7 protein-coding genes are annotated in these 20,062 nt (G+C 62.9%); 4 read left to right on the top strand and 3 right to left on the bottom strand.

Going from position 1 to position 20,062, the window contains the following annotated elements; translation table 11 throughout:
• Window positions 1-6,216 (bottom strand): type I polyketide synthase, encoded by a 6,216-nt coding sequence (locus J3U87_RS08715; protein ID WP_237382653.1) that lies wholly within the window; start codon window positions 6,214-6,216, stop codon window positions 1-3.
• Between the two features lie 126 nt (window positions 6,217-6,342).
• The gene (locus J3U87_RS08720; protein ID WP_237382654.1) at window positions 6,343-11,634 is read right to left on the bottom strand and encodes an SDR family NAD(P)-dependent oxidoreductase; all 5,292 of its coding nucleotides are present in this window, start codon (window positions 11,632-11,634) and stop codon (window positions 6,343-6,345) included.
• Between the two features lie 1,297 nt (window positions 11,635-12,931).
• On the opposite strand from J3U87_RS08720, the gene rfbA reads away from it, so the two are divergent.
• The gene (gene rfbA / locus J3U87_RS08725; protein WP_237382655.1) at window positions 12,932-13,807 is read left to right on the top strand and encodes a glucose-1-phosphate thymidylyltransferase RfbA; all 876 of its coding nucleotides are present in this window, start codon (window positions 12,932-12,934) and stop codon (window positions 13,805-13,807) included.
• A 140-nt stretch (window positions 13,808-13,947) separates the two neighbouring features.
• Here rfbA and rpmG read toward each other — a convergent pair whose 3' ends face one another.
• On the bottom strand, window positions 13,948-14,133 hold the full coding sequence (gene rpmG / locus J3U87_RS08730) for a 50S ribosomal protein L33 (RefSeq protein ID WP_237382656.1): 186 nt from the start codon (window positions 14,131-14,133) through the stop codon (window positions 13,948-13,950).
• 427 nt (window positions 14,134-14,560) lie between these two features.
• On the opposite strand from rpmG, the gene J3U87_RS08735 reads away from it, so the two are divergent.
• The 3 genes from J3U87_RS08735 (at window position 14,561) to J3U87_RS08745 (ending at window position 19,881) form a co-directional block, all read left to right on the top strand.
• The gene (locus J3U87_RS08735) at window positions 14,561-15,991 is read left to right on the top strand and encodes an ATP-binding protein (RefSeq protein WP_237382657.1); all 1,431 of its coding nucleotides are present in this window, start codon (window positions 14,561-14,563) and stop codon (window positions 15,989-15,991) included.
• Window positions 15,978-17,555, top strand: a complete 1,578-nt coding sequence (locus J3U87_RS08740) for a DUF3369 domain-containing protein (protein ID WP_237382658.1) — start codon at window positions 15,978-15,980, stop codon at window positions 17,553-17,555. Before J3U87_RS08735 ends, J3U87_RS08740 begins: the two co-directional genes overlap by 14 nt.
• A gap of 205 nt (window positions 17,556-17,760) precedes the next feature.
• The gene (locus tag J3U87_RS08745) at window positions 17,761-19,881 is read left to right on the top strand and encodes a hypothetical protein (RefSeq protein WP_237382659.1); all 2,121 of its coding nucleotides are present in this window, start codon (window positions 17,761-17,763) and stop codon (window positions 19,879-19,881) included.
• The last annotated feature ends 181 nt before the right edge of the window (window positions 19,882-20,062 follow it).

The following is a 20,062-nucleotide window of genomic DNA, read 5'->3' on the forward strand; positions in this document are numbered from 1 at the left end:
TCAATCTCCCAAAATCATGTCAAGTTCGTCGTCGATATCGGCATCGGATAGCTGCGCCGCCTCGGCGAGATAATCGGTGATCTCGCCGGCTTCGGCGGGCACATCCGCGGGTTCGCCCTTGTCAAGCGCCACTTGAAGCACGGCCGAGAAGAGGCCGGCGCGCTCCAGATCCTCGACGGTGATTGCGGCGAGCAGTTTGTCCATGGCGGGGCGATCCAATTCGGCACGAGCCGGAGCGGATGCGGCGGGTGTCACATGGGTCATCATGTAGTCGCCGAGGGCGCTGAGGGTGGGGTAATCGAAAAGCAGGGTGGTGGGCAGACCGGAGGGTGCCAACTTGCTCAAACGATTGCGGATCTCCACCGCCATCAGCGAATCCAGGCCCAATTCGCTGAGGGGGGCGTCCTCAGCGACGGAATCGGCATCGGGTAAGGCCAGTACGGCGGCAACCTCGGCCCGCAGGAAACGCAACATGTCGGCGGCGTCGTCGATGACGGCGGCCGGTTCGGCGATGGTGCGCTGGGGCACGGCGGCTCGCGCACACTCGCGAAGCATGGGGGCGACCTCGTCGCGACGTTTGCGCGAGAGATCCAGGGCCATAGGCACCAGCAGGCTGTCCGGACGCTTCAGGGCCGCATCCAACAGCTTCATCCCCTCGGTGACGGCCAGTGCACCGAAACCCTCGCGACTCATGCGGTTCAGCTCGGCGGCGCCGAGGTGGGCCGTCATGCCCACGCCGCTCTGTTCCCAGAGGCCCCAGGCCAGGCTTTGCGCGGGCAGGCCGCGCTTGCGACGATGGGCCGCCAAGGCATCCAGAAAGGTATTGGCGGCGCCGTAATTGCTTTGACCCGGACTGCCCAGCACGCCCGCGATGGAAGAGAAGAGCACAAAGAAATCGAGGTCCCGGTCGTGGGTCAGTTGGTGCAGATTCCAGGCACCGGTGGCCTTGGAAGCCCACACCCGCTCGATGGAGACGGGTGTCATGCGGGTCAGCACACCGTCGTCCAACACGCCCGCGCAGTGAACCACTCCGCGCACGCGGTGGAAGTCGACGGCGGCGCTCAGAGCCTCGGCATCGGCCACATCGCAGGTCGCAAATTGAACCCGGGCGCCCAAACCTTTCAGTTCTTCAGCCAGTTCGACGGCGCCGGGCGCCTCGGCACCACGGCGGGAAGTGAGCACCAACTCGCGGATCCCGTGGTTGCGCACCAAGTGGGCGGCAACCTGAGCGCCCAACTCGCCGGTACCGCCGGTGATCAACACGGCATCATCTGCGCACGCCGTCTCGATGGCGGGCAGTGTCAGCACCAGTTTGCCGGTATGGCGGGCTTGGGCCATGAAGCGGAAGGCGGCGGGTGCCTCGCGCAGGTCGTAGGCGGCATGGGGCAAGGGTTGCAGTGCGCCGCTCTCGAACAGCGGGCACAGTTCGCGCAGAATGTCGCCCAGGCGTTGGTTACCGGCTTCCATCAGCAGGAAGGGCAGGTAGGAGATGCCGGGATACATGTGTTTCAGTTCGGATGCCGAACGGGTGTCGGTCACGCCCAATTCCAGGAAGCGGCCGTCCCGCGCCAGCAGTCGCAGTGAGGCATCGATTTTTTCATCGGTTAGGCTGTTGAGCACCACATCAACACCCGCCCCGTGGGTTGCCGTTCTGAAAGAGGCCTCGAAGTTCGTATCGCGAGAAGAGGCGATGTGGTCCGCGCTGAGACCCAGGCGGCGCAAGACAGGCCACTTGGCGGGGCCGGCTGTGGCGAACACCTCGGCACCCAAATGCCTGGCCAGTTGCATGGCGGCCTGGCCGGTACCGCCGGCGGCCGCGTGGACCAGCAGGCGCTCGCCCGACTGCAACCGGGCCAGATCCACCAACGCGTACCAAGCGGTGACAAAGGTTGTGGGAATGGTCGCCGCAGCGGCGAAGGAAAGACCGGCGGGAATGGGGGCCAACACGGCTTGGTCGGCAATCGCATGGGTGGCGGCGCCACTCTCCAACAAGCCGAACACGCGGTCGCCAGGTTGCAGGGCGGTTACGCCGGCGCCCACCTCGACCACGATGCCGGCACCTTCCAGGCCGGGCTCGCTGGGGTTGGGCAGCATGTCGAGCACACCCAGCACATCGCGGAAATTCAGGCCGACGGCGCGGATTCTCAGTCGGACCTGATGATCCTGCAGGGGTCCTGTGTCGGCGTCGTGGGGCTCCAGGCTCAGATTGTCCAGCGAACCCCGCGTCTGCACGGCCAGGCGCCAACAGGGGTTGGAACCGGGAACCTCGAGGTCCGAGCGGGTATCGTTGGCCGGCAGCAGGCGCGGCGCGTGGGCCTTGCCGAAGCGCAGCGCCAATTCGGGTTCGCCTACCACGGATAGAGCGGCCCGCAATAAAGCCTCGTCGCCGTGGTCGTCCAAATCGATCAGGCGCAAGTCGCGGTCGGGATGCTCCTGACGTGCACAGCGCAACAGACCCCATACGGCGGAAACGTCCAGGCCGCGGAGTTCATCGTCGGGCCCGGCGGCAACTGCATTGCGGGTAACCCAGACCAGTGGGCGCCCATCGTTTTGGGGGTCCGCCAGTGCCTGCTTCACCTGTTCCAGTACTTGGCATAACTCGAAAGTGGTGGCGGTAACCGCGTTGTCCTCGGCCTCCGGGCAGATGAAGACGCGCGGCTCCGGGTCGGCGACATCTGCCGTTTGGGGCAATTCCACCGGGCGCCATTGTACGCGGTACAGGTGGCGCGTCTGTCCTTGCAGTGCGTTGCGGATCTGATCGGCCTCGGCCGCGCGCAGCACCATTTGTCTGATGTGGCCGACCGGTTCCCCGCTGGTCGAGAAAAGTCGAATTTCCACACCCTCGGCGGCGGGCAGGAAGTGGACGTAGAGTTCCCGTGCCCCGGAAGCCCAAAGGCTTGCGCCCTGCCAGGCGAACGGCAGCCGCAATGCTTCCTCCGCTCGTTCGCCGCAAAGCAGGGCGTGCAGAGCGGCATCCAACAGAGCCGGGAACATGCCGTAACGAGGTGCGGATTTGGCCTGAGCCTCCGGCAGAACTACCTTGGCAAAAACGGAATCACCGTGTCGCCAAGCCTGTTGCAGGCCCTGGAAGGCGGGCCCATAGCCGAATCCCATCTCATCCAGCATGTCGTAGAAGCCCTGCAACGATACGGACTCAGCGGCGGGAGGCGGTCCGTTCCAGCTCTCGGGAGCTCTGTTGGCCGGCTCGGCAGACAGTTTGCCCAGGGCGTGAAGCGTCCAGGTGGCGCCGCTTTGATTTTCGGGCTTGGCGTGGATGGAAAAGCGGTTGTCGCTTTCAAAGCGCAATTGCAGCCGTACCGCTTCTTCGGTCAGTACCAGCGGTGCGGCCAGATTCAGCTCTTCGACGCCGGCGAGGCCCAGGCGGGCGGCGGCGGCCCAGGCCAGCTCGAGGAAGCATGTACCGGGGAACAACACCATGTCGTAAACGCGGTGATCGCGCAGCCAGGGGAATTCCTGCAGCGACAAGCGCGCGGTGAACAGCGTGGCGCTGCCGTCGGCCTGTGTCAACACCGCCCCCAACAGCGGATGGCCGGGCGAATCCAAGCCGGCCGAGACCACATCTCCCACGCCGGCGGCATCCAGGCGGTAAGGCTGTCGCTGGAAGGGATAGGTGGGCGCGACGATCTTCCGGCCCGGTATGACACGTGCCCAATCCAGTTCCACGCCGCGCACGAAAAGATCGCCGGCCGCCTCCAACAGGCTTTGGTCATGGGGCTCGCGCTTCTTGATGGAGGGCAGCCACAGGTTGGTCTGATCGGTGAAAGAGGCACCCAGACCGCACAGAATCGGACGCGGCCCCACCTCGACGAAGGTGTTGCAGCCCTCGCGGATCAGCGCCTCTACGCCAGCCATGAAGCGCACCGGTTCGCGGATCTGACGGGCCCAGTAGGCGGGTTCGCACAATGCCTCGGAGATCGGAGCGCCGGTCAGGTTGGAAGCGAACAGCAGTTGCGGGGGTTTGGGGGCGGCTTCGGCGACGGCGCGTTCGAACGGCGCCAGGGCCGGGTCCATCTGGGCCGAGTGAAAGGCGTGCGAGGTCTCGATGCGTTTGTGACGTAGGTCGATGTCGCTCAGCAGTTGCTCGATGGCGTCCTGCTCGCCCGAAATCATCGTTTGGTCGGGTGCGTTGAGAGCGGCGATGGAAATGCGATGGCCGAATGGGGCAATCAGGTCGCGGGCGCCGGCCTCGTCGGTGGCCAGGGAGACCATGGTGCCTTGCCCCGGCACGCCGCTCATCAGGCGACCGCGCTCGCGAGCCAGATGTAACCCCTGCTCGAGCGTGAACACACCGGCAACGGTGGCCGCCACCAGTTCGCCGATGCTGTGGCCCAGCACCGCGACGGGTTTCAGGCCCCAATCCTGCCACAGGGTGAAGAGCGCGTATTCAAACACGAAGAGCGCCGGCTGAGTTATGTCGGTGCGGTGGATGGAGGCGTCTTCTTCCAGTAGCGGCAGCGGGCCGGTGATCGCCAGGCAGCGGTCGACGGTCTCGCGGAACACCGAGTGTCGCTCGTACAGTTGGGATGCCATGGCGGGCCATTGCGCCCCTTGGCCGGTGAACAGCAGTGCCACGCGCGCTGTGCCCTCGGCGCGACCGGATCGCTGGCCGAGAACGGTGCCGTCGCGGTAGATCAGACGGGCGCGGTGGGGAAAGCGGGTACGCGCGCACGCGGCGGTGTGGCAGAGATCGGCCGTTTCGGCGGCGTCGCCGTTCTCCAGCGCCGCACCGAATTGGTGGATCTGCGCCTCCAGCGCCGACGGGTCGCGGGCCGAGAGCAGCAACAGCGCGCTCGGGTCGGCCATCGGCTCACGCGGTGGCGTGGGCGACGCTGGAGGCTCTTCGAACACGATATGGGCATTGGTACCCGAGATACCGAAGGAGCTGATACCCGCGCGGCGCACGCGCTCGCTCGTGCGCGGCCAGGGCCTTGGCTCCGTCAACAGACTCAGCCCACTGCCCTGCCAATCGATGTCTTTGCTGGGTTGGTCGGTATACAGGCTCTTGGGCAGTTTCTCGTGTTGCATGGCGAGAATCAGCTTGATGATGCCCGTTACGCCGGCGGCTGCCTGGGCATGGCCGATATTGGATTTGGAAGAGCCCAGGTAGAGCGGGCGTTCCGGCGATCGTCCGGGTCCGAATACCTCGGCCAGCGCGCCCGCTTCAATGGGATCACCCAGGCGGGTGCCGGTGCCGTGGGCCTCTACGATGTCCAGGTCGTCCGGTTCCAGGCCGCTGTTCTGCAGGGCTTGGCGAATCACGCGTTGCTGGCTGGGCCCGTTGGGTGCGGTCAGGCCCTGGCTGCGACCGTCCTGGTTGACGGCGCTGCCGCGCATGACGGCCAGAATGGGGTTGCCGTCACGGATGGCATCGTCGAGGCGCTTCAATACGAGAATGCCGCAGCCCTCGGCCCAACCGGTGCCGTCGGCGTTGGCGGAAAAGCTCTTGCAACGGCCGTTTCGAGCCATGCCGCCCATACGGCAGAATTCGATGAAGATGTCGGGTTGGTTCATGATGGTCACCCCGCCCGCCAGAGCCGCCGAGCACTCGCCCGAACGTAGCGCGGTGGCCGCCAGGTGCAGGGCGACCAGGGATGAAGAACAGGCCGTGTCCACTGTCAGCGCCGGGCCCTGCAGGCCCAGAAAGTAAGACAGGCGTCCTGCGGTCACCGCCAGCGACGTGCCGGTTCCCGTATAGCTGTCCACCGCCTCCAGGTCGGCACCTGGTGCGCGGTAATCGGAACTCATGGCGCCGATGTAGACGCCGGTTGCGGTATGGGTCAGGGATTCGGGCAGGATCTGTGCCCGTTCCAGGGCTTCCCAGGCGACCTCCATCAACAGGCGCTGCTGTGGGTCCATGGCCTGGGCCTCGCGCGGCGTGATGCCGAAAAAACTCGCGTCGAAACCGTCGATGTCTTGAATGAAACCGCCCTCGCGGGCGTAGGTCTTCCCCGCGGCTTCCGGGTCGGGATCATAGAGGCGTCCCTCGTCCCAACGCTGCTCGGGGAAGGGCGTCACCGCGTCGCCACCCGCGTCCAGCAACTGCCAGTAGGCTTCGGGTGTGGTCATCCCGGCAGGCAGGCGACAGGCCATCGAGACCACGGCAATCGGCTCGCGGTCCCTGCCTTCCAACTGTTTCACGCGCGTCTTCAGTTTGAGAATGGCATCTTTGGCCTTGTGATAGAAATCATTGGTCATCAAGCATCTCCTGAGCGGGTTGGGTGGTTGCAACCCTCCCGACCCGTTTTGTTTTTCGAGCGAGGGTGGCGCTCAGGCCGCGACAGCGATTCAGCCCGAGCGCAATGGGTTCATTGCCGTTGCCGGTTATTCGTCGTCGGACAACAGGTCCAGCAGTTCCTGTTGTCGGCTTTCGTCCAGGGACTGCATGCCGGCCAGCAGTTCGGCGGCTTCAGCCTCGTCAGCGGGACCATCCGACGTCGGCGGTTCCGCCGGTGTCGAGGATGCCGCCGAGCTGTGAGCAGGCGCCGCGGTCGGCGCTGACTCGGGTTCGACAGGCGCGAATCTTTGGCGGAAATAGGCCGTCAAGGCGGTAATGGTGGGATAGTCGAACAACAGCGTCGAGGGCAGGTTGGTTGCCAACAACGTGCCCAGCCGATTGCGCAATTCGATGGCCATCAGAGAGTCCAAGCCCAACGAGTGCAGTGGTTTGTCCATCTCCAACGGCTGGTGTTCGTCCAACTCCAATACGCGACGGGCCTCGGCGACGACCGCCTTTTCCAGGTCTTCTCCTTCAAGGGAGGACGTGGGTACGGCGATCGTTCCCGCGGCGGCCGACGTTTCCTGCGGGCTCAGCAGCCGTTCGAACAGCGGGTCTTTGGGGGCGCGGGCCAGGTAGCGGTCCCAGTCGACCGGCATGACGCCCACGCGCACGGCGCGCCGCGCCAGCAGGGTTTCCAAAACCTCGATGCCCGCATCCGGGTCGATGGCGTCCACGCCGCGAGCGCGCAGGGGTTTGAGCACGCGCTCGGCGTCATCCGCCGCCATACCGACTTGGCTCCAGATACCCCAATTGACGGACAGGGCCGGCAGGCCGCGACCATGGCGGTACCAGGCCAATTGGTCCAGGAAGGCGTTGGCGCCCGCGTAATTGGCTTGGCCCGGATTGCCGATCAGCGCACTCATGGACGAGAACATCACAAAGAAATCCAGCGCCATGGGCAAGGTTGCCCGGTGTAGATTCCAAGCGCCGCGTATCTTGGGCGCGTAGACGCGCTGCAAACTTTCGATGTCCAGGCGAGCGAGAACGCGGTCGTCAAGCAGTCCCGCAGCGTGCACCACGCCGCGCCATCGAAAGTCGTCCTTCGGCAGATCGGCCAGCACACGGGCCACGTCATTGGCGTCGGCCACATCGCCGCGCGCGGTGATCAGAGCTTTGGGATCGGCACCGGCCATGCGGGCCAGTTCGGCCAACTGAATTTCGATTTCCGGTGTGGCGGTTCGGCGGCTCATCAGCACGACCCGTCCGGCCCCGGACTCGAGCAGCATCCGGGCTACGCGCTGTCCCAGGCCGCCCAGGCCACCCGTGATCAGGTAGGCGCCCGTCGCCGAGACAAGCGCGCGGTTTGCCTTGTCGACGCGGTCGAACTGCAGTACCAACTTACCCACGTGTTTGCCCTGTGCCATGTAGCGCATGGCATCGGGTCCCTCTTCTACGGCAAACAGCGTTCGCGGCAAGGGGCGCAAACTGCCTTTGGCGATGTCGTTGATCACTTGCTCGAAAAGGTCACGCCACAGGCCCGGCTGCCGATGACATTCCTCGCCCAGGTCGAAGTGGTGATACCTGATGTGAGCTGGAACTTGATCCGGCTCGAGCAGCATCCGCTTGCCCAGCTCGATGAAGCGGCCGCCTGGCTCGAGCAGTTCCATGCTCTTGAAAATGAAATCGTCGACCAGTGAATTGAGCACCACATCCAAGCCCTCGGCCCCCAGGTGCTCGCGCATGGCAGCGGCGAAATCCAGGTTGCGCGAGTGGTACACGTGATTCACGCCCAGCGCGCGCAGGTAGCGGCGCTTGCGGGCACTGCCGGCTGTGGCGTAAACCTCGGCACCGATCTGTTGGGCCAGTTGGATGGCGGCCAGGCCCACTCCGCCGGAACCGGCGTGGATCAAGACCTTTTCGCCGGGCGCCAGCCGCGCCAGATGACACAGTCCGTATGCGGCGGTCAGGAACGTGATCGGTAGCGTGACGGCGTCCCAATGGCTCAGCCACACGGGCAAGGGCGCCACGAACTCTTGGTCTTCGAGTACGAATTTGCGGAAGGCGCCGCGCGTGAGACCCACCACCACCGGGTCGCCGACGGCGAAGCGGGTCACGCCCTCGCCCACTGCGGTGACAACGCCGCTGCATTCGCCACCCATGGGTTCAGGCCCGCCGGGGTAGGCGCCCATGGCGTTGAGGACATCGCGGAAGTTCACGCCCGCGGCAACCACCGCCACTTCCACCTGATCGGGGCCCGGTTGCGGTCTAGGCGCCGGTACCAATGCCAATTCGTCGAGGATGCCGGCCTGGCGGGTTTCCAAGGCGAAGTTTTCGGCTTGCGGTCTTTGTAGGCGTTTGCCGGTATCGCGGCCAAGCCCGCCAGGCTTCGCCAACCGCGCGCGATACATCTCGTCGGCGCGCACGGCCAGTCGCGGTTCGTCCTGCGTCAAAAGTGCGCGCTGCAACATGGCGCTCTCGCGTTCCCGGCTGTCGGCGAGCAGCGCGGCGGCCACGCCGCTCACGTCTTCGCCTTCCACGCCGTCGCCCAAATCGATCAGTCGGCCGTCGAGTTCGGGATGTTCCAGCCGCAGCACCTGGAGCAATCCCCAGAACGGGGCACCCATGAGATTGATGCCGTCGCCGTCCAACACGCGGTAGGCGCCTCGGGAGACCAAGGTTACCGAGGGCGCCCCGGTGACGTCGATCAGGCTTCGAATCAGTTGCAACAACGATTCACCGATGACCTGTTGGGCGTGCTCCAGGTCCTCGACCGAGGTGGTTTCCTCCATGCTGCCGTCCAGCGCCCAGAGATGTACCAGACCGCGCGGTGATGTTTCCCCGGCGTATTGTTGAATCAGAGAATCCCAGTCGGCGGATCGCCTCGGGTCAAGCAATTGGTCGAAGGCGGCGGGATCGGCGTTCTCCGTGTCCATCCCGACCAAGCGGACGGAATGGCCGGTTTGCCGCAGCCGCTCCGCCAAACGCGTGCCCACGCCGCTTCGGTCGGCCAGGAGCAGCCAGTGTCCGGCGGACACTCCTCGCTCGGATGTCTCGGGCAGTTTTTCCCAAACCGCTTCGTGGAACACATCGGACTGATCCGGAGTGAGCAGTCGGCGCAGGACACCCGGCTGGGCTCGCTGCAGGCGTAGGCCGCGCAGCCAGGCCACTGGCTCGCCGTCCGGATCGTGAAGGTGCAGATCGGCCGCGATCAGGCCGTCGCCGCCCGTGCGTGTCAGGGCGACATGGCAGAAGACCCGAGTGGCAGAGCCGTAATAGAAGAGGTCGTCGATGCCCACCGGCAGATAGGTGGCGTCGGTGTCGACGGCGTTGGACGCGCCCGCGAACAGCCGGGCGAGACCGACCACTTGCAGGCAGGCGTCCAGCACGGCGGGATGCAGTGCGAACGGGGTGGCGTCGGAACTTGCGTCGAGCGGCAGGCGGATTTCGGCCAGCGCTTCGCCCGCGAGCGAGGGGCTGGTCCAGGCCCGGCCGATGCCGCGGAAAGCGGGTCCATAGTGCAGGCCTTCGCGGTGAAAGTTGTCATAAACGGCGCCAATGTCGTGGCTTTCAGTGAAGCGCTCGCGCCAGGTTTGCGAGGCTGTCCGCCAAGTGACGGTGTGTGTGTCCGGCAGGTTGGCGAAACTGCCGCGGGCATGTCGTTGCCAGGTGTCGGGCTTGCCAGTGTCTGAAGCGTGAATCTCGAATGGGATGCGGCCCTGGTCAGCCGACAATGCCGTGAGCTGAACTTGAGCGGCGGTATTTTCCGGGGGTAGAAACGGCCGCTCGAAGGAGAGATCGTGCAAGGCGCGCGGTCCCGCGCCGACCAAGTCGGCGCAGGCGGCGAGCGCCTGTTCCACATAACCGGTGGCGGGAAAAACGGGGATCTGGTTGACGCGGTGATCGCTCAGCCAAGTGGGTTGTTGGGCGCCGATCTCGGCGAGGAACACCGCGCGGTCACGGGCAATCGGCAGGCGCCGGCCCAGCAGCGCATGCGAGGCGGGACCCAGGGCGTTCCCTCTGTTTTCACGCAACCAGAAACGTTTGCGGTCGAAGGGATAGGTGGGAAGCCGCACCTTGCGGCCGCCGCGATGGTCGTGGAATGCGCGCCAATCGATGCCCGCCCCGCGCGTGTAGAGTGTGCCCAGGCAGCGGTAGAGTTGCACCGGGGTGGGATTGCGGCGCGACTGCGAGGACAGCCAGAGCCGGTTGTCCTCGGCGGCTTCCGTATGGCCGAGCGCCAAGGTGGTCAGCGTGGCATGAGGGCCGATTTCGATGACCACGTCCACATCGGAGGCCAGCAATTGCGACAGGGCCGATTCAAAAAGTACGGCCTCCCTGGCATGGCGACGCCAGTAACCGGAATCCGGCGCATGGCCCTCGGTGAAGACCGTACCGGTCAGGTTGGAGTAGTACATGCAGCGGTGATCGCGTCCGGGGCGCACGGCGTACTCACCGGCGGCCGCTTCAAATTCGTCCAGCATCGGCTCCATCAGGGACGAATGGAAGGCGTGGGAGACCTTGAGAGCACGTGCTTCCACGCCCTTTGCCCGAAACACTTCGGCCACGCGCGCCACGCTGTCCCTCGGCCCCGAAATCACGATGCGGCGCGGGCCGTTGACGGCAGCCACGGCCACCTCCGGATAGGCGCCCAGTTCGCGGCGCACCTGGTCCAGCTCGGCACCGATGGAACACATGCTGCCGTTTTGGGGAAGTTCCTGCATCAAGCGGCCGCGCACGGCAATCAGGTTCAAGGCATCCATGGGTTGCATGGCGCCGGCCGCCACCGCCGCCGCGAACTCGCCCACACTGTGACCCAAAACGGCCTTGGGGCGAATGCCCCAGCTCTCCCAGAGACGTGTCAGCGCATACTCAAACGCGAACAATGCCGGTTGCGCATAACGCGTCTGGTGGATCAATGGGGCAGGCTGGTTGATCGCATCATCCTCCTCGGAAAACATGACGCGGGTCAAGGAGTGGGGCAACGCATCGCCCAGCGCGGCCTCGCAGGCGTCCACCGCTTGCCGAAAGCAGGGTTCCGCCTCGTAAAGCTGTTTGCCCATGCCCGGGTATTGAGAACCCTGGCCGGGATAGAGGAACGCAATGCGGGGTCCGTCACCCTCTCCGGGCGTGCCGCACGACAAGGAGTCGTGGGTGCCGCCCGCCGCCAGAATCTCCAGGGTGGCGCACATCTGCTCGTGGTCGAAGCAGGCCGAGGCGGCACGATGCTCAAAATGCGTTCGGCCGACCGCGGCGGTAAAACAGATATCGTTCAAGCTGACGGAGGGGTTTTGACGCAAGTGGTGGAGAAAACGGGTTGCGGTCTGGGCGAGAGCATGTTGGCTTCTCGCGGAAAGGCACAAGATGCCGGCATCGTGAGTCGACGGATCTTCGAACACAAATTCCTCCAGTCAGGGGGGGGGCGAATGAGCCGATTAGTGTAGCACCATAGCGAGAGGAAAATCGTCGATTTATATAACATTGAAACGAGAGAAAAATGAGAGCCAGTCGATGTTCGAAACAAGCGGCGATTCACGTATTTCCGAATCCTTCATCAGCGCCGGAAAATGCACCAAAAGGCTCGAACCGTGATGCTCGCCTACCGCCGAGGCCCCCGTGCAATCCCGGGAGATCTCCAGGCTCCCCGACGGCCAGAACGGGTTTTTCATATTTTCCCGGCGGTCGTTGCGTCCTCTCTTCAGAAGCAAAATTGCTCGGAGTCCCCGAATGCCGAGAGATTTGCCATGCCCGGTAGGTTGGCCGGCCCGGCCGACACTTCGAAGCGACTCAGGCTTCGCAAGCTCAAGTGGTAAAAGAGCGAAGCGGATAAGTCGGTCTTCGAGATCTCTCGATTTTCGATTTCGATCTTTGCCAAGTCTCTTCGATTGGTTGAGCAGGGCCGGTAAGGCAAGCTGCTCAACCTACAGGCGTTACGTCTCTTACCCGCATACGGGCTCTCCTATTTGGCTCGCCTTGTGTTGTTTCTTTCTCAAAATCGAGCGGGTTTGCCCGCTGGTGCGCGGCTCTCTTGAAACGAAACCGTTCGGAGCGCCCGAATGCCGAGAGATTCGTCGTGCCAGGTAGGTTGGCCGGCCCGGCCGACACTTCGAAGCGACTCAGGCTTCGCAAGCTCAAGTGGTAAAAGAGCGAAGCGGATAAGTCGGTCCTCGAGATCTCTCGATGTTCGATTTCGATCTTTGCCAAGTCTCTTCGATTGGTGGAGCAGGGCCGGTAAGGCAAGCCTCTCAACCTACAGGCGTTACGTCTCTTACCCGCATACGGGCTCTCCGATTTGGCTCGCTTTGTGTTGTTTCTTTCTCGAAATCGAGCGGGTTTGCCCGCTGGTCCGCGGCTCTCTTGAAACGAATCCGTTCGAAGCGCCCGAATGCCGAGAGATTTGCCATGCCCGGTAGGGCATCAGGGGCGGAAAGCCCGCCGGCTGAAATTGTCGAAGTAACCCATGCGAGGAGTTACAACCTATATTAATGTGCGGCGGGCACGGCCGGCGTCCTGGGTGCGAAAAAGAACATCGCCGCCAAAACCGGGCCGGGCCCACCCAGTTTGGCCTTGGCGCCTCGGAAGTCGAACGCTAAGATACCCTCATTTCCACCTGCCCGATCCCCACTCGGATCCGCCAAAGCCGACCCGTCACCGAAACGCGGCGGCCAATCAAACAAAGGCGCTAGGAGCACATACATGAAAGGCATCGTTCTGGCCGGCGGTTCGGGAACGCGCTTGTTCCCGATCACCATGGGCATCAGTAAGCAACTCATGCCCATCTACAACAAGCCCATGATCTATTACCCGATTTCCGTGTTGATGTTGGCCAACATCCGCGAGATTTTGATCATCACCACTCCCGAGGACAGCGCCAGTTTTCGCCGCCTGCTCGGAGACGGCAGCCAATTCGGCGTCCGCTTCGAGTTCGCCGTGCAACCGGAGCCCAAGGGCCTGGCCCAGGCCTTCACCATCGGCCGCGATTTCATCGGCGACGATTCGGTCTGCCTGATCCTGGGGGACAACATCTTCTACGGGCAGAACCTGCGAGCCGATTTGACCGAGGCCGGGGAACGGCAAGAGGGCGCCACCATCTTCGCCTATTGGGTCAAGGACCCCGAACGCTACGGCGTCGTGTCCTTCGACGACGCGGGCCGCGCCACCAAGATCGTGGAAAAACCCCAGGAGCCCGAATCACCCTACGCGGTGCCGGGCCTGTACTTCTACGACAACTCGGTTTGCGAGATCGCCGCCAACCTCGAACCCTCGGCTCGCGGCGAGCTGGAGATCACGGACGTCAACCAGACCTACCTGAATCGCGGCCAACTGCACGTGCAAAAGCTGGGTCGCGGCCTGGCCTGGCTGGACACGGGCACCTTCGAGTCCCTGTCCCAGGCCAGCAACTACATTCAGGCCATCGAAGAACGCCAAGGCCTGAAGGTCGCCTGTCTGGAGGAAATCGCCTATTTCCGCGGCTGGATCAGTCGCGACGAGCTGTCCCAACGCGCGCAATTGATGGCCAAGAACAGCTACGGCCAATACCTGGAGTCACTGCTCCACATGAAACTCGATTGAGGGAAACACCCACAAAAAAAGGATGCCTCGGGCATCCTTTTTTTGTGAATTCGTTGTCGATCCCACGGGGTGAACGTCCCGTGGACCTGTCGCATTCAAATCGGTCGATTTCGTCGCTGGCGAAACCCCGGCGCTAAAAGTCAGCGCACTTCTTTGTGGACGGTGTGACGTCTCAGAAAGGGGTTGTACTTCTTGATTTCAAGACGAGAAGGGGTGTTGCGACGGCTTTTGCTGGTGGAATAGCGAGAAGGGGTCAAACCCTGTTTGCGTGCTTCGGTGCATTCCACGATGATATTGATGCGATTACCTTTTTTTGCTTTTGCCACGACTCGGTTCCTTCTGATCGCTCCGGGGAGCGATGCTCGGTAATAATCGTTGATCCCAAAATGGGCACACGTCGGCACGTAGCCGCGAAACGCCATCTTACATGGTAGCCGGAGCCCATTGCAAGCCGAAAAAAACGCGCGGCCGCGATTCGCCACTTCCGGCCAAAGCCAAGCGGTGGCTCAAGCCGATTCCACGCGCACCGATACCAAATAACAGTGGCACCCTCTTCATGTGGACCCGATCTTTACGGGATCTCGTCCCAGGCAGCGCTCGCGCTGAACGTACATTCGGTTTACACTAGAGTGAACCAAGACTCACCAAAATCCAGATCCTAGGTAGCGTCAAATCCCCTCTTCCGGTTCCGGGCTCGCCGGGTTCTTTGTGTTCCTGACGGCGTCTTCGGTGATCCGCAAGGAGCGAAGGACCATGAAACGCATTTTGATCGTGGATGATAACGAAAGCATTCACAAGGACTTCAAGAAAGTCCTACAGGGAAATCCCGCCGACAAATTGCGCGACGTGGAGTTGGCGCTGTTCGGAGACGAGGAACAGGCGACCTCGCCTTTCGACGAGGCCCAATACGACATTGGGGACGCCTACCAGGGTGAGGAAGCGATCGACATGGTGGACCGAGCCGCCGCCGAGGGAAGACCCTACGCGCTGGTCTTCATGGATGTGCGCATGCCGCCCGGGATCGACGGCATCGTCGCGGTCGCGGAAATCTGGAAACGCCACCCCGAAACGGAAATGGTCATCTGTACCGCCCATTCCGATTATTCCTGGGGGGAAATGCTCAGCGAGATCGGCATCACGGACAAACTGCAGTTCATCCGCAAGCCGTTCGACATGGTCAGCATCCAGCAACTGGCGCTTTCTCTGACGAAAAAATGGGAACTGACGCAACAGACCAAGGCAACCATCAAGGAGTTGGAACACGAAATCGGCCAGCGGCAAAATGCGGAACACGAGTTGCGTAAGCTCAACGACGAGTTGGAATCGCGCATCGAGGCCCGCACCGCCGAATTGAGCCAAACCAACGCGGAACTGAAAAACGCGCTGAACAGTTTGCGCGAGGCCCAAGCCCATTTGGTCGCCTCCGAAAAGATGGCGGCGCTGGGCGGGCTGGTGGCCGGCATCGCCCACGAGATCAACACGCCGGTGGGCATCGGCGTCACCGCGGCCTCGCACCTGGTCCAGAAGACGCGGCACCTGCAACAGCTCTACCGCGACCACGCCATGAAGAAATCGGACCTGGACAACTACCTCAGTACCTCGTCCGAGGCGACCCAGATGATTCTCTCCAACCTGGACCGCGCCAGCGAGTTGATCCACAGTTTCAAACAGGTCGCCGTGGATCAATCCAGCGAAGAGCGCCGTCGCTTCCGGGTCTGCTCCTACATCCACGAAGTGCTGTTGAGCCTGCGCCCCAAACTCAAGAAAACAAAACACAAGATTAGGGTCACCTGTCCCGAGGATTGCGAGTTGGACAGCTTTCCCGGTGCCTTCGGTCAGATCGTCAGCAACCTGGTCATGAATTCGCTGATCCACGCATTCGAAGACGACAGCTCGGGTGAGATCGAGATCGAGGTCAGGGAGGAACCGGATCACCTGCTGTTGGTGTATCGCGACAACGGCAAAGGTATCTCGGCGGACCATCGCAAGAAGATTTTCGATCCCTTTTTCACGACCCGACGCGGCGACGGCGGCTCCGGCCTGGGACTGCACATCGTCTACAACATCGCCACCCAAACCCTGGGCGGCAATATCGGTTGTGAAAGTGTTCTGGGCGACCATACGTTATTTAAGTTGAACATTCCCAAGAAGCCCCGAAACGGAGGTTCTCATGACCAGTCCTGAATCCAGGGAACAGGATGACGAGCTCTTCTTCGCCGAAGAAGAGAAAGCATCCGACAAGCCATCCGATATCAAGGAGCCGTGGAAGGTCCTGATCGTCGACGACGAGGAAGAGGTCCACCGCGTCACCCGGATGGTTTTGCAGGGGTTCAGATTCGACGGCCGCGGCCTGGAGTTCCACGACGCCTACAGCGCCGGCGAGGCCCGAAACTACCTGGAGAACGAAGAGGACCTGGCCCTCGTCCTGCTCGACGTGGTCATGGAGAGCGACGATGCGGGCCTGCAACTGGTCCGGTACATTCGGGACACGCTCAACAACAACTTTCTGCGAATCGTGCTGCGCACCGGCCAACCGGGCCAGGCGCCCGAGGATCGCGTCATCGTGGAATACGATATCAACGACTACAAGGCGAAAACCGAGCTGACCGCCACCAAGCTGATGACGACCGTCATTTCGGCGCTGCGCTCCTACCGCGACATCATGATCATCGAGCACAACAAGCGCGGGCTGCGCAAGGTGATCGACGCCTCGCCCACCATCTTTCGCATCCAGTCGCTCCACAATTTCACCAGCGGTGTGCTGGAACAACTGTCTAGCCTGTTGAGCCTGGGCCGGAACACGATGTTCTGCGAGGGCTTCACCGCCGCGCATCGCAAGGGCGACCTGCGCATCACCGCGGCCACGGGCGACTACGAGGTGTTGATCGACAAACGGGTTTCCGAGGTGGCGCCGCGCGATGTACGCAACCTGCTCCTGGAAGCCCTGGCAAAGAAGGCGAACATCATTCGAGACAGCCACTACGTGGGCTATCTGCCCGGCCGCTCGGGCCAGGATTACGTGATCTACGTTCACGGATGGCAAGACCTCAAATCCTGGGACCGCGACCTGGTCAACCTCTTTTTCACCAATGTCTCGGTCGCCCACGACAACATCATGCTCAACATTGAGATCGAGGAGACCCAGAGCGAGGTGATCTACACGCTGGGCGAGATCGCCGAGGCCCGCTCCCAGGAAACCGGCAATCACGTGCGTCGTGTGGCCAAGTACTCGGAGTTGACCGCCAAGCTCTTCGGACTGTCGCCTTTCGAGTCGAAAATCCTGCGTCTGGCCTCGCCGATGCACGACGTGGGCAAGCTCGCGATTCCCGATCGCATCCTCAACAAGCCGGGACGCCTGACCCCGGAAGAGTGGGAAATCATGAAGACCCACGCCGGTTTGGGTCAGGAGATGTTGCAGCATTCCACCCGTCCCCTGATGCGGGCGGCGGCGATCGTGGCCGGCCAACATCACGAAAAGTGGGACGGGAGCGGCTACCCGCTCGGCCTCAAGGGCGAGCAGATCCACATCTACGGCCGAATCACGGCCTGCGCGGACGTCTTCGACGCCCTGAGCGTGCGCCGCGTGTATAAGGAAGCCTGGCCCATCAAACGCGTCATGACCTACTTCAAGGAACAAAGTGGAAGTCATTTCGATCCCCGCCTGGTGACGCTCATGGAGGACAACCTCAGCCAGTTCATGGAGATTCGGAAGCAGTACACCGAACCCTGGGAACGCGGCGAATTGTGAGTCGGCTTACATTTCGAGGATCCCGATTCTCCATCGAGAACAGGGACATTTTTGCGTCAGATCCGCTGGCTACCAACCGTCTATGAACCACCCGCGACAGGTCGTCCCCAGGAAGCGACGCGGCGAACGCCGCGGCCTGGTACAGCACTTGCTTCAGTCGACGCCCGCCACTCATTTTTTACAGTTGCGAGGTAGGAACATGGTTGTGTTTACACCACTTACGAAGCGCCCCCGTTGGCTTGCCATCTTCGTGACCGCCCTGGTAGCGGCCTTCATTCCCACGACCGCAGAAGAGAACCAAAAGCAGCAACCCCTCACCCTCACCTACCCCCGAGCCCAGCATTCGCCCACGCGCAGCGCCAAACCTCCCGAGCCGGATCCCGCACCAGGCTCCCTTCTGATCGAACAAAAAAAAGTGCCGCCCCCTTCGCGCGTCGTCCGTCATGTGGACCGCGTCGTCCGCCAACATCTTCCGCGACGGATTCCCCGTGGCTGGGCCCAGCAGGCCGAAGAGGCCGCGGCCTGGACCGCCGACAGATTGGCAGCCACCTGGGGATTCCGGGGCGCCTATCAGTGGGGCTTTCACGAGGCGATTCACGCCATCCGCCAACAGGGCGGCCACGAATTTAGAGCCGAGTTCAACGCCGGTCGCCGCGAAGGCCGACGCAATCGGCAAATCCAGCAGCAAGGCCGCCGCGTGGGCCGCGAAGACGCGACCGCCCTCGCACGAGACATGGCGAACCAGGCCATTCTCGAGGAATTCACGGACCTCGAACGCCGCCCGTTGCGTTCCCCGATCGTGCCGCACCCCACGACCCCGGATTACCGCGGTTCGGCCCATTTCGCCGCACCGCCCCAGCTCGAAACGATCGCAGCCGAGTTGGGTCCCTCCGATTTTGGGTTGCCCGTGGACGAGACCCGTTGGCCCGACGGGCAGGCCGACCCCTTGCCGCTGTTTCAATCCACGCCGGGGCACGGACCCCGCGATCGCAACACCATCAAGCCCGCCAAGGCCTTCGATTACTGGTGCCGTCTGCCCCAAGGCCGCAAGACCTGGCGCGACCTTCCCAAGCAGGCACGACGCGAATTTCGTTCGATTTTCGAAGCCCACTTCCCCACCGAGCTGGAAAAGAAATGGAATCCCGCGCGTCGCAACGGGTACCGCTCCGGCTGGCACGAAGGCTGGGTCTACGCGGACCGCATCTACAGCGAACTCCACTTCCGCGAGGGATTCCATGCGGGTAGCCAGGAAGCGTGGAGCCAAAGCGCCGGGCGCGCCTTCAACCGTTCGTTCCCGCGGGCCTATCTGGGCCAGTACGATGCCCTGTTCGACGAGTGGTACTTCAATCCCAAACCCCAGATTCAGGAAGTTCACCTGAGCGACAAGAACGGCGACGGGGTTTTCGAACCCGGCGAAGCCTTCAAGATCACGGCAAAGATCGCCAATTTCGGCGGGCGCGAGGGCCGCTTCGGATTGGATTTCCAGAGTGAAGCCATGGAACGCATGCTGCGCCGTCCGTTGGTATTGCCGAACCGCGAGGTGTCCCTCGTGGAAGTGGGCAGAGGCCGCATCCGACCTTCGTTCCCCGCCAAGACCACCGCGGTGTTCAATCTCGATCTGGGCAGCACCTCGTTTCATGTACAGCAACTGATCGCCTACCCCTTGCAGTGGGGCAACACCGTGGAAATCCTCGACCGCGACAATATCGACGGCCGCATTTCCCTGGCCATGACGCTGACCAACATCAGCGATCGCAGGGTCGGCAAGATCAACGTCCGCTTCGGTGACGATCAACGCCAGGTTCGGCGCATGAACCCGGGTGAGCAGCGCCGCCTGCACTTCGAGACCCGGAATCTGGATCCCCTCGCCTTGATGGCCGGAGAGGTGCGCCTGGATTATGCCGCCTACGTCGGCAACGAACGCCATGACAGCGGCATCTACACGCCGGTTTCCATCGCCGCGGACCTGTCCAGTCGGGACCTGTTGATCTACATGCTGGACCTGGCCCGCGATCCCGCCGCCTTTCCCCACGCCAACCGCCAGATCCGCCAAGTCCAGCAATTGATGCTGACGCGGTTACGGGCGGACTGGAAAGCGGCGATCCGCCAACGCGGCAACCCCTACAAACACGACCGTCGCAACGGTGATCGCACGACGGCCCTCGGCGACTTGGTGGCCACCTACAAGGCCCATCGCCACGAGATGCGCCGCCCGCACGTGTTCACCGAATTGACGCCTTCCCTGGAACGCCTCGCCCGGGAATTGCCCGGCACCCACCCCTTCCTGCGCAAGCAGTTCCGCGGACTGGTTCGCGAACTCGGTTGATCCCGAGGGGCAGACGCGCGGCGCGGAAGCGTCGGCTTGACGGATTTCACGGGTTTGTCAAAGGTTCTCGAACTCGTTTCGGGATGGGCTCTTTTCCATAAATGATTCATAATGTAGGTGAAGCGACCAGACAACCCGTACCCGTCAAAGCGCGTAGAATTGCACGCCTAAGTGCCGCGCG

This window comes from Sulfidibacter corallicola (assembly GCF_017498545.1).
In the GTDB taxonomy this organism is placed as follows: Bacteria; Acidobacteriota; Holophagae; order Acanthopleuribacterales; family Acanthopleuribacteraceae; genus Sulfidibacter; species Sulfidibacter corallicola.

Bases quoted from the DNA above. Each gene is read 5' to 3' on its own strand.
- rfbA (WP_237382655.1), top strand. From the start codon at position 12,932: ATGAAAGGCATCGTTCTGGCCGGCGGTTCGGGAACGCGCTTGTTCCCG.
- J3U87_RS08740 (WP_237382658.1), top strand. From the start codon at position 15,978: ATGACCAGTCCTGAATCCAGGGAACAGGATGACGAGCTCTTCTTCGCC.
- J3U87_RS08715 (WP_237382653.1), bottom strand. From the start codon at position 6,216: ATGACCAATGATTTCTATCACAAGGCCAAAGATGCCATTCTCAAACTG.
- J3U87_RS08735 (WP_237382657.1), top strand. From the start codon at position 14,561: ATGAAACGCATTTTGATCGTGGATGATAACGAAAGCATTCACAAGGAC.